This is a genomic window from Nostoc sp. CmiVER01 (assembly GCF_034531135.2).
Classification (GTDB): domain Bacteria; phylum Cyanobacteriota; class Cyanobacteriia; order Cyanobacteriales; family Nostocaceae; genus Nostoc.
This window is the reverse complement of record NZ_JAVRBU020000012.1, coordinates 282,597-293,665: the sequence shown is the minus strand read 5'-3', so window position 1 is coordinate 293,665 and position 11,069 is coordinate 282,597. Positions and strand designations below refer to the sequence as shown.

The window sequence follows — 11,069 nt, the reverse complement described above, 5'->3', positions numbered from 1 at the left end:
GCACAAATGATATTACTTTGTTGTTGAGTGGAGTAATTCAAAACTATCTCTATGCCAAAATCTATTACGACAAGAATAATAATGGATTGATTGATACTGGAGAAGAACTTAATTCTGAGATTGCTGGTGATGGTCGGAATGCTCAAATTACTACAACATTAGGAGCCGGAAATTACTATGTTGGAATTTCCCAATACTACAATAACGTTAACTCCAAATATTCCCTACAATTAGTAGCCACATCTGCACCTGCTTCCATTCCCTCAAATCCGGGGAATACATTCAGCACTGCTTACAATATTGGCACTCTGACTGGTAGTCAAACTTTCACCGAATTTGTCGGGAATGTAGACCCAATTGATTACTACAAATTCTCCCTGACAAGCACAAATGATATTACTTTGTTGTTAAATGGAGTCACTCAAAACTATCTCTATGCCAAAATCTATTACGACAAGAATAATAATGGATTGATTGATACTAGAGAAGAACTTAATTCTGAGATTGCTGGTGACGGTCGGAATGCTCAAATTACTACAACATTAGGAGCCGGGAATTACTATGTTGGAATTTCCCAATACTACAGCTACGCCAACTCGAACTATTCCCTACAGTTAGTCAACATTACGAATCCTAACCCAAGGATCACTCTAGCCGTAGGAAATCCCCCTAGTGTTGCTGAAGACGGCATCACCAACTTAGTTTACACCTTCACCCGCACCGGCAGCACTACCAATGCCTTAACCGTGAACTATACCGTTGCTGGCACAGCTACCTTAAACACGGACTACACCCAAACAGGTGCAGCCAGCTTTACAGCTACCACCAAAACAATTACCTTTGCAGCTGGAAGTAGTACCAAAACCCTAACCATTAACCCGACAGCAGACACCACTTTTGAAAGTAATGAAACCGTTGCTATCACTCTAGCAGCAAGCACTCGTTACACCATCGGCACTACAAGAGCTGTAACTGGAACTATTACTAATGACGATTCTGCTTCTATCAACATCAATCTTAGTAATAGCCAGACGATAAATGCAACAGGTGGCATAGGCAACGATCGCCTCACTGGTAATACACTAAATAATACCCTGATTGGCAGTGGCGGAAATGACCAACTCCAAGGGTTAGCAGGAAATGACACCCTTGAGGGAGGTAATGGTAATGATATTCTCACAGGTGGAATCGGTAATGATTTTCTGTGGGGAGGACTGGGCGATGATATCTTGACTGGAGGAGTTGGTAGTGATAAATATGTATTCCAAGGCAATGGTGTGTTTAGTACAAGCTTAGGTATTGATTACATCACCGAGTTTGAAGCAGGACAAGACCAAATTGTGCTGAGTAAAACCACCTTTAATGCTATTACTAATACTGTGGGACAAGCTTTAACTGACTTTGCAGTTGTCACTAACGATCAATTCGTCAACGCTAGCAAGGCGCATATTGTCTTTAGCCAAGGTAGTGACAAGTTATTCTATAACCGGGATGGGAATATTTTGGGTGCAGGAGGTGTGTTTGAGTTTGCCACTTTAGGAAATCCTGATATTACTCTCAGTAGTAGCAATTTCAGTTTAATTGCCTAGTGCCGCTTTGCCCAAGTCAAAATAAAAAATATCCAACTATTTATTGTGAGGTGGTTATCTTAGCTGCTTAGTAACCAAAGGCGGGCAAGATGCCTACCCCACAAAGTTGGATAATTTATGTACTGAAAGTCCCTTAACTTCCTTTAGCGATCGCAATAAAATTAAAAGCGGACTTTTCTTTCAAACCTATCCCAACTAATACCAAAATATGAACCTATCATAGTAACTGAAAACTTTAAAATTATTTTTAAAAGGGCTTATCTTGCGGTCTGTCTCACTTTTTTATTCTCATCAATACTTTAATTAATAGTTTTGCTGCACTTAAATCTTCAGTTTTTCCTAACGCCCAAGCTGCTATTTAGGTATCGTGGTTGAAGTGTAATGCAAGATGCTCTTCATCAAAATATGTGCCATCAATGAATAAAGCGTCACGCTCTAAACCAAAACGCTCGAAACCGCGTGACTTATAAAGGGAGGATGCTGCTAAATTATTCGCAGTTACTCCGAGGACAATCTGTCGCAGCACACCAAGTTGTCGAGCATGGGATAATGCGCGATCGAGAAGCGCTGCTCCAACACCTTGACGGCGGAATTCGGGCAAAACATACATACTCCATAGTAAACCGATGTGAGCGCGTTTCGGACGACTCTCACGCGAAAAACCAAGCATTCCTGCTATTCGTTCTCTGTCATCGAAAGCACCAAAAATACCACTACTATAATTATCGTGAGCGTGTAGTTTGGCAGCAAAGTCAGTCAAAGACAAACAAGCCTCCTGCTCAAAACTGGAAATAAAAGCCGTTGGTGACTCACTCAACGCTTGTAAACGCAGTTCGCGGTAAGCGGCGACATCTTGCGAGTTCAAAAATCGGATTTTCATGTTATCTGGATTCGCATGTAGTGGTCGCAATCACAGCGTTTTGGCATTGCTTAACTTCAAATAATACACAATATTTTGAGTCAAGATTTATATAAGAATAAATCTTGCCAGTACCCAGTAAAACGGGCGTTGCCGATTGAAAATATGAATTAGCCTCACGCAAAGTCACAAAAACGATTTAGGACTACTATAGTTAATAATTCTCTTGAAAAATTAAACAGTTGGTTCCTGGTATTTGACTCCTCGTTTTTGATGACGGTCATTAGCAACGATAGGATAAACAATGCTGCGTAAACGATTGATCGCACCGACAGGACGATGTACTGCTAGGCCATTCCCAGGAGAAAAACTGAGATTTTCGCCAAAGTCATTATCTTTAGCAGAATTAACCTTCTGATGCTTAACTGTTAAGCGACCAATTGTAATGAAGGGTGATTCCTTTTCGCTCCAAACAATAGTGGTATCATCAATAGACATTTCTGGGCTAGTTTGAAATTGAATTTGAAAGTCCCAACAATATTCGGCATCAGGCTTTGCTAAAGCTTGAATGATATCATCTCGGTAGTAGTTATCCTCTGAACCGGAGGCTTTGGCACGCTGAAGCTCACTTTCTGGTCTGGATTCGAGAGGAAGTTGTTGATGAGGTGGTTGACTAGAAACTGGAGTAAATGCATATTTAATCACAACTGGATATTCCACAGGAACTCGACCTGGTTGGGATGGGTCAAAATCAGATTTGAGTCCCAAAGAAAACGCTGAAGCACTCCAATAGCGTTCTGTGAGCAAACTCTTAGGAAACCGTTTGAAACTGTTTTTTAAAAGAGTGGATTCGTAGGGATGCAACTTTAGCCAAAAAAGCACCAATAGCTTAAAAAGTGGAAACAGTCCTGCTCGATAAACCGCTACAAAAAAGCTGTGGAAGTCTTTGATGGTTCTAACAAAAAAGAATTCGGTATTGTGGACAATAATATCTTGGGTTTTTAACTCGTGACTTTGCGGTAGTCGTTCTCCTTCTACTCCTATTACCTTTACGGCCATGGAGCGCGTATCTCCTTCATAATCATTCTTTACTGAAAACGCTCCATTTGCAAATCGTAGCCAAACCGGATATTGTTTGGGTTTGGCAAATAAACCTTGTTTTAGAGAAATGGCTTGAAGTTGAGCTTCAGTTAATGAGGTGCGTTTGCTCAATTCCTGTTTAATTGCTACTTCATCAAAGTCAAAGATTTCTAGAGTTCCTTGTACAGCAGCGTTGGTTTTAGAGTGGGTATCTCTCTTCGCAGTTTCTTTCTTCTTACCTCCATAAAGATTTTCCATATTCTTTTTGACTAGTTCACTCATGAGAGCAGAATATTTGGCTTCGTCTTTTTCTGGATATTCGGTAAATAGTTTCATTTTTTTTAGATAGGATTAATCAATTAGTTAGGGTGCGATCGCACTATAAGCCGATCTTTAGTGAAGGTCAAAACTAACTTTGTACTTTTTGCCTGAAGGAGGAACGTTGCGATTAACTAAATCAGAGACAGTGTTGGTATTTTGAATAATTTTCCAACCCACAGGCGAGAAAGTCTTTTCATTAAAGATATTGGGTGATAATAAAGGATTAGTTAGTGCTTGAGAAAAAGCATCAATCCCAATTAAACGTGCTACTAAGGAAGGAATAGTTGAATTTTTCCGCCCATCCTCGGCGTAAAGTCCTACAAAGAACTCAATATTATCAACATGACCATATAATTCTTTGAGTTTATTTTGAGCAAATTTATTGCCAGTAATTTGCTCAAACTTTGTGACTCTGGGGAAACCACACAGTTGGCGATAATCGTTATAGCTTGCTAATTGCAACTGGCGTCCCAGTCGAATTGAAGGTAATTCTGTTAACTCAACCAATATATCAGGTGTGTTAAATAAACCAATTTTTGTACCTGGTTGAGAACAAGTTTCTTCCATCAATGCTCCTAAACCCTGGTCAATAAACATCTTATTGTTCCAAAGTGATGTAGCAATATGAGTTGGTTTACCGTTATAGGTAAAAGTTTCTGGAATCGCACTATGCCAGCGATAAACAAAGTCAAACTCAATTGCCATATAATTGGGACGATGCCAGCTTTCTTTAGTAAAAGCTTCAGGATCAGCAAACAACTTAAAGTGATAAGGAGTTATGTGGTTAATGTACTCTTCCATAATAATTTTGAGAATAATCGCCATGAGAATATTTCTCGATGTTTGGAAGAGGCGTTCATCATCCCAACTTGGGTAATTTTTTGCTAATTCATCACAAAGTCGATTATGTTCCCGGAGACATAGAGTATTGAGCATGACATAGCCAATTTGCACATTTGCTCGTTCTACTCCCATCGCAAACATATATTGTTTTTTATCTACGGGCTGTCTTTTTTCATCATTGATGGGTTCATAAAGGCCGTCAAATTCCGGCTTAACTCTACCCTGTGCTGCATCAGCATAATAAAACAACGGATATTCTTCTTCTACACCATCTTGGCGTTTGAGTTTCTGAGTTTTTAATTTACCTCCTTGAAAAGCTCTTAAAAGATGTGTTTGTTTTCTGGTTAAGCCATAAACATTACACAAATCAATCTCATGATTGGAAGTATTTTTTAATTTATTATAGTGATCGAGGCGGAGAAAACTATCAGTAAACCACTGCACCCAATAGGGAAACAGCATAGTTGATTTGGGAGAATAGATGGTTTTATCATCTCTTTTACGGAATAAGATAGCTAAGTCTTCAACTTTTGGTAAGTTACCCTCAGCGTTTAACTTGGGATCGGGTGGTAGATGTCGTCCTGTATAAGTGCGATCGTTGAGTGATTCCCACGAAGTATAAGTATCAGGTTTTTTAGGAATTTCAGTATCAGGAATATGCTCATCTAGACTCATCATACTGTAGGGATTAGGACGAGTTGGAATTTTATAGATGAGGCTGTTAATTAAAGTTTTATTAACTTTACGTTTTATAGTTTTGTTACTTTGTAAAAGTTGCCAAATCGGTTTAAAGTTTGTTAAAACGTATGTTTGAATTTTGTTACCTAAGCCATCTTTAGATGTATCTCTTTTTCCACCCATAATTTTTTACCTTATTTTATTATGCAACTCTGTATTCAATGCATCCTAAATTTATCTGGTGCAATTACCCAAATTAATTCAACTTATTTCAGTTTGGAAATAATCTTTTGTAAGTTTTTTGGTCGATAGTCCTTGCGACTTTTCAAACGGTAGATCGCACTTTCATGAAGGTCTTCAATGACATCGCTGACCTCACGAAACTTGACTCCTGCCAATTTAAAGAATCCAACATCGTTCTTAAAGTCACATTCATAATTAGGGTTGATGCCTGTCGGAATCACATTTGGATCTAAGTCAAGCCCTAATCCTAGTTCACCGGTGGAATCAATCATCCACTGTAAGGCAGCATCTGATAACCCACTATATTCTTCCGTTCCACCACCAACGCAACCGTGTACGCCTGGGAACCACTTTTGAATCACCTTCTGATTTTCAGCCTCAGGATGCTTTTTCATGGGAGTGACATCAAAGATTTCACGGATTTCATCAATCGCCATCGCGTGCAATGCATTCTGAACACATTTGTTTAAAGTAGTGTCATGGAATCTGTAGCGCATATTAAGCTGTTTGCTTAACCCACTAAAGGCTGGTATCCCAGGAATACCAAGGGCCCCAACTGTGTCAAAGCAACCGAGTAAGGTGATAGGGACGCGATCGCCATAAGCTTGACGGTATTCTACTGCTGCTTTATCCTTGGGTTTAATATCCCGGTTACGGTAAAGCTCGTAGGCTTCATGTGCTTTAGTAACATGGGGGCGATCTAGAAGACCAGAGCAATAGATCATGCCAGCTAAACTTCTAACTGTGTAAGCACCACGACTGAAGCCAAACAAATAGATTTCGTCACCAAAAACATAATTGAGACTAAGAAATCGGTAGCAATATTCTATATTTCTATCGATTCCTAGTCCGGTAGCTCCGCCTAAAATCTTTTGACCCTCGGTTCCAATGCCCTGGTCATAAAAAACGATTTGTGTAACCCCGTCCCTGGCAATCGATTTCACAGATTGAGCTAGCTTTACCACATTGCTTGGATAACGACTGGTTAACTGTTGCCAAGTTCCATCACAGCAAATAATAAGACGTTTCATAATTCTATTTCAAAACCCTTAAGTAATTTCTTAAACTTTTATCAAAATGTAAATTCGCCATTTAGTTAGGACAAAAGACGCTTTATATATTAACTCATAAATATTTATATTTTATAAATTATTTAGCGAAATGTCTTCCCACTTTTCTAATGAGAATGCAAGAACAGTTAAGCAAAAAATTAAGTAAATAATTATTAAGTAACCATCCGTACAGCAAAATCATCAATAGCTAAAAAATAATTAATTGAATTTTGTTTTTTAAAATGAAATCATCTAATTGCATTAAAGTAAAAAATATTGACCCTTTACTAAAGACCTTTTTCTATGACACCTTCTGCAAACCAGGTTTATCCCGTTATTTGGCACAATGACTCAGTGTCACTAATTGACCAAACTCGCTTACCAAACGAATATACATTTGTAGAAATTCACCGTAGTGAAGATATGGCGCGGGCGATTAAAACCATGATTGTGCGAGGTGCGCCTGCAATTGGCGTGGCTGCTGGGTATGGAATGTATCTTGGTGCTAGGGAAATTAAAACAAGCGATCGCCACGAATTTTTGCAACACTTAGATAAAGTAGCCGAGTTGTTGCGCTCTACTCGTCCAACGGCGGTAAATTTATTTTGGGCAATTAGCCGGATGCTGAAAGCCGCCTACGAAACACTGGGAACAGTAGAAGAAATTAAGCAAACTCTTTTCCAAACAGCCCAAGCAATCAACGCTGAAGATTTACAAACCTGTCAAGCGATCGGCGACAATGGTTTGGCAGTGTTACCCGCTACCCCAGGAAAGCTAAGGCTGCTTACTCACTGCAACGCTGGGGCATTAGCTACTGCTGGGTATGGCACAGCATTGGGTGTTGTACGTTCTGCATGGAGGGAAGGACGTTTAGAACGTTTATTTGCCGATGAAACCCGTCCTCGTTTGCAAGGCGCAAAACTCACCACTTGGGAATGTGTGCAAGAAGGTATTCCAGTAACATTAATTACTGATAATATGGCAGCCCATTGTATGAAACAGGGTTTGATTCATGCTGTAGTTGTGGGTGCCGATCGCATTGCTGCTAATGGTGACACTGCCAATAAAATTGGTACATATAGTGTGGCGATCGCAGCTAAAGCACATAATATCCCTTTCTTTGTCGCTGCACCCCTTTCTACTGTTGATTTTGAATTAGCCGATGGCAGCCAAATTCCTATTGAAGAACGCGAACCAACAGAAATTTATCAAGTTGGTGATACGATTCTCACACCTGCGGGTGTAGATTTTTATAACCCAGCTTTTGATGTGACTCCGGCTGAGTTGATTACAGCCATCATTACAGAGAATGGAGCGATCGCACCTGATAAATTAGCAAAATCACCCGTCTCTACTAGGGCGTGTTATCAAAAAACAAAAATTACCCCCCTTAATCCCCCCTTGTAAAGGGGGGAAACAAGAAATCCAGTTCCCTCCCCAATACATACGGGGAGGGTTAGGGTGGGGTAATTCGACTAGTGACTAATTAACCCTAATAGAATTAACCAAAATGTTGAATAATTGCCTCGGCAAATTCAGAACATTTTAAGGGTTCAACTGGCGGTTCCAGCAACCGGGCTAAATCGTAAGTCACTTGACTATTTGCGATCGCATCGCTTAAACCTTTCTTAATTAGGTCTGCCGCTTCTTGCCAACCCAGAAATTCCAGCATCATCACACCAGACAAAATCACTGAACCAGGATTAATCCGATCTAATCCGGCGTGTTTGGGTGCAGTGCCGTGAGTAGCCTCAAATATGGCACTAGAATCACCAATATTTGCCCCTGGCCCCATTCCTAATCCCCCAACAATGGCGGCGGCGGCATCAGACAAATAATCGCCGTTCAAGTTCATTGTCGCCAAAATCGAATACTCATCCGGTCTGGTTTGGATTTGTTGAAAAATACTGTCAGCAATCCGATCATTCACCAAAACTTTCTCTTTCCATTTGCCATCGCCGTGGGTTGCCCAAATTGTGTTAAGAACAGTTTCAACTTCCTTGACAATTTGCGCTTTCTTTTCTTCAGTGAGACTATCAAACCCAGGATCAATCTCGCGGGCGTTTTCTTCCAAGGAAATATTCGGATTTTTTTCCTTGTTGCTCAAAATCCAAGATTCTCGTTCGGTGACAGTTTCTTGGCGAAATTCGCTGGTTGCTAGTTCATAACCCCAATCGCGGAAAGCGCCTTCGGTATACTTCATGATGTTGCCCTTATGCACCAAAGTCACTTGTTGTTTGTTTTTGGGCAATAGCAAGGCGTGTTTGATGGCACGTCTAACTAGACGCTGGGAACCAGTTTTGCTGATGGGTTTGATGCCAATACCAGAATCAAGAGGAATGCGTTTTTTTCCGTGTTCTGGGGTGGCGGGGATCAGTTCTTCATTGAGAATTTTAATTAAGCGATCGCCAATTTCGCTACCTTGTCGCCACTCAATACCTAAATAAATATCTTCCGTATTCTCCCGATAAACAATTACATCAAGCTTTTCGGGATTTTTATGAGGTGAGGGCGTACCTGCATAGTAACGGCAAGGACGCACGCAAGCATACAAGTCAAAAATCTGTCGCAGCGCTACATTTAAAGAACGAATTCCCCCCCCAACGGGAGTAGTCAAAGGCCCTTTAATAGCTACACCATATTCTTCAATTGCCGTGAGAGTGTCTTGAGGTAAATATTGGTATGTTCCGTATAAATCGCAGGCTTCATCCCCAGCGTAAACTTTGAACCAACTAATTTGACGCTGACCCTTATATGCTTTAGCTACCGCAGCATCTAGCACCTTTTGGGTAGCAGGCCAGATGTCTATACCTGTACCATCGCCACGAATAAAGGGGATAATTGGATTGTCCGGTACGATTGGTTCACCATTTTTGAAGGTGATTTTTGCTCCGGTTGCGGGGGGGGTAATCTTTTCGTACATCGTTCACACACTCCTAATCGATACACTGCTATTCAAAAAAACCTTATGTGGCAGGCTTGTATATTTTGCTATGTATTTTGTTCACCAAGCCATAAGGCGCAGATTTTCCCCCTGTTCCCCTTGTACATTATTTGGGGATTAAGTGTGGGATTCAGTGAAGCGATCGCAATTTTGTACGATCAAAAATAGTAAACTACTTTTCGCTATCAGTGCTTCACCTTAGAGGAGCCAGATAGCTTAACGCTCTTTCACTGACCGCTAAAACAAGAATGGCATGACAGACCCAATGATTTTATCAGGCCCTGCAAATGACATCGACTCTCTCCGAAGACCATTAATCGCTGGGTCTGAAAAAGTCCAACAGCAGATAATCCCACAATTAGCTGAGTTGGGTAATGAGGGATTAGACGTGTTGATGGAATTTTTACTGAAACGGCGTGAGAACCCAGCGACTTGGGTCGATGGCAAAGCTTACCAAGTTCTCTATAACTCCGATGCACCTCAAGCCAAAGAATTTCTGCGCTCTTGTTTTCCTGAAGGAATTGTACCTCTAAAATCAGAGTGCGGGATTAACTACAATTCTTTGCAACAGCTACTAGCTGTTCAAGACTTCCAAGCAGCCGATCGCGTCACCATCGAAAAAATGTGTGAACTATCAGGGCCAACGGCTGTACAACGAAAATGGTTGTACTTTACTGAGGTAGAAAATACCTCCGCTATTGACTTGCAAACCATTAACAACCTCTGGTTAGTCCACTCCGAAGGTAAATTTGGTTTTTCAGTGCAGCGAGAAATCTGGTTAAGTTTGGGTAAAAACTGGGAGAACTTCTGGCCGAAAATTGGCTGGAAAGCAGGTAATAACTGGACGCGATACCCTAACGGGTTTACCTGGGATTTAAGTGCGCCTAGAGGTCACTTACCCCTCTCTAATCAACTTCGGGGAGTAAGAGTCTTTGCTTCTTTACTTTCTCACCCAGCGTGGTCGAAGAATCCAGAAAAATGATTTTAAGCCTACGGACAAACAGATTATGATCAATTCCACCAACCGAGAATTCTACGTCATCATTGAACGGGATGAAGATGGCTACTATGTTGGAGAAGTTCCTCAGCTAAAAGCCTGTTACAGTCAGGGAGAAACAATTGATGAGTTGATGGCTAATATGAAACAAGTCATTGAACTTTGTTTAGAGAATGTCTGAGAAGTCAAAAATCTCATGCTGTAGTCTGCGATCAGAGTATGACTTAAAAAGTCTAGGGGTTAGAAAGTTCGGCCCTGAACAAAAGAGCTTTGGTAAGACAACAATTCGTTTAGAACCTGATGTTGCACAGGTTTTTCCCAATGCCGATGTCGTGAATGAGGCTCTAAGATTTCTGATTAGAGTTGTGCAGGACAACCAAGTTTCTGCATTTACAAAGCAGCCTCACAGTTCCTCAGAGGGGGCAGATAAAACCCCCTAGTACTGAGTTGGAGGTTACTTAGC

10 protein-coding genes are annotated in these 11,069 nt (G+C 40.8%); 5 read left to right on the top strand and 5 right to left on the bottom strand.

The genetic code is table 11. The features are described 5' to 3' along the window. A partial coding sequence (locus RMZ43_RS22375; RefSeq protein ID WP_428850917.1) for a calcium-binding protein occupies window positions 1–1,589 on the top strand: 1,589 nt, incomplete at its 5' end. A 358-nt stretch (window positions 1,590–1,947) separates the two neighbouring features. Here RMZ43_RS22375 and RMZ43_RS22370 read toward each other — a convergent pair. From RMZ43_RS22370 to RMZ43_RS22355, 4 genes are all read right to left on the bottom strand, one after another. Beyond that, window positions 1,948–2,469, bottom strand: a complete 522-nt coding sequence (locus tag RMZ43_RS22370; protein ID WP_322655769.1) for a GNAT family N-acetyltransferase — start codon at window positions 2,467–2,469, stop codon at window positions 1,948–1,950. Between the two features lie 213 nt (window positions 2,470–2,682). Beyond that, window positions 2,683–3,864: a catalase gene (locus RMZ43_RS22365; RefSeq protein ID WP_322655768.1), complete on the bottom strand. Its 1,182-nt coding sequence runs from the start codon at window positions 3,862–3,864 to the stop codon at window positions 2,683–2,685. Between the two features lie 57 nt (window positions 3,865–3,921). Further along, window positions 3,922–5,553, bottom strand: coding sequence for a peroxidase family protein (locus RMZ43_RS22360; RefSeq protein WP_322655767.1), 1,632 nt, complete (start codon window positions 5,551–5,553; stop codon window positions 3,922–3,924). An 83-nt stretch (window positions 5,554–5,636) separates the two neighbouring features. Beyond that, window positions 5,637–6,644: a DUF2235 domain-containing protein gene (locus RMZ43_RS22355; protein WP_322646967.1), complete on the bottom strand. Its 1,008-nt coding sequence runs from the start codon at window positions 6,642–6,644 to the stop codon at window positions 5,637–5,639. Between the two features lie 324 nt (window positions 6,645–6,968). Between RMZ43_RS22355 and mtnA the strand changes: the two genes are divergently transcribed. Next, entirely contained in the window at window positions 6,969–8,072 is a 1,104-nt protein-coding gene (mtnA, locus tag RMZ43_RS22350; RefSeq protein WP_322646968.1) for an S-methyl-5-thioribose-1-phosphate isomerase, read from the top strand. Window positions 8,073–8,166: 94 nt separating this feature from the next. Here the strand turns inward: mtnA and RMZ43_RS22345 are convergent, their stop codons facing one another. After that, window positions 8,167–9,588, bottom strand: a complete 1,422-nt coding sequence (locus RMZ43_RS22345; RefSeq protein WP_322646969.1) for an NADP-dependent isocitrate dehydrogenase — start codon at window positions 9,586–9,588, stop codon at window positions 8,167–8,169. Between the two features lie 274 nt (window positions 9,589–9,862). On the opposite strand from RMZ43_RS22345, the gene RMZ43_RS22340 reads away from it, so the two are divergent. The 3 genes from RMZ43_RS22340 to RMZ43_RS22330 are packed head-to-tail and all read left to right on the top strand — an operon-like array spanning window position 9,863 to window position 11,046. After that, window positions 9,863–10,591, top strand: a complete 729-nt coding sequence (locus tag RMZ43_RS22340; protein ID WP_322646970.1) for a GUN4 domain-containing protein — start codon at window positions 9,863–9,865, stop codon at window positions 10,589–10,591. 25 nt (window positions 10,592–10,616) lie between these two features. Then, a complete protein-coding gene (locus RMZ43_RS22335; RefSeq protein WP_322646971.1) occupies window positions 10,617–10,787 on the top strand; it encodes a type II toxin-antitoxin system HicB family antitoxin in 171 nt (56 codons plus the stop codon). After that, window positions 10,780–11,046, top strand: coding sequence for a hypothetical protein (locus tag RMZ43_RS22330; RefSeq protein ID WP_322655766.1), 267 nt, complete (start codon window positions 10,780–10,782; stop codon window positions 11,044–11,046). The genes RMZ43_RS22335 and RMZ43_RS22330 overlap by 8 nt, the downstream gene beginning before the upstream one ends. The last annotated feature ends 23 nt before the right edge of the window (window positions 11,047–11,069 follow it).

Coding starts and splice junctions, on each gene's coding strand:
- RMZ43_RS22370 (WP_322655769.1), bottom strand. CDS start 2,469: ATGAAAATCCGATTTTTGAACTCGCAAGATGTCGCCGCTTACCGCGAA.
- RMZ43_RS22365 (WP_322655768.1), bottom strand. CDS start 3,864: ATGAAACTATTTACCGAATATCCAGAAAAAGACGAAGCCAAATATTCT.
- RMZ43_RS22360 (WP_322655767.1), bottom strand. CDS start 5,553: ATGGGTGGAAAAAGAGATACATCTAAAGATGGCTTAGGTAACAAAATT.
- RMZ43_RS22355 (WP_322646967.1), bottom strand. CDS start 6,644: ATGAAACGTCTTATTATTTGCTGTGATGGAACTTGGCAACAGTTAACC.
- mtnA (WP_322646968.1), top strand. CDS start 6,969: ATGACACCTTCTGCAAACCAGGTTTATCCCGTTATTTGGCACAATGAC.
- RMZ43_RS22345 (WP_322646969.1), bottom strand. CDS start 9,588: ATGTACGAAAAGATTACCCCCCCCGCAACCGGAGCAAAAATCACCTTC.
- RMZ43_RS22340 (WP_322646970.1), top strand. CDS start 9,863: ATGACAGACCCAATGATTTTATCAGGCCCTGCAAATGACATCGACTCT.
- RMZ43_RS22335 (WP_322646971.1), top strand. CDS start 10,617: ATGATCAATTCCACCAACCGAGAATTCTACGTCATCATTGAACGGGAT.
- RMZ43_RS22330 (WP_322655766.1), top strand. CDS start 10,780: ATGTCTGAGAAGTCAAAAATCTCATGCTGTAGTCTGCGATCAGAGTAT.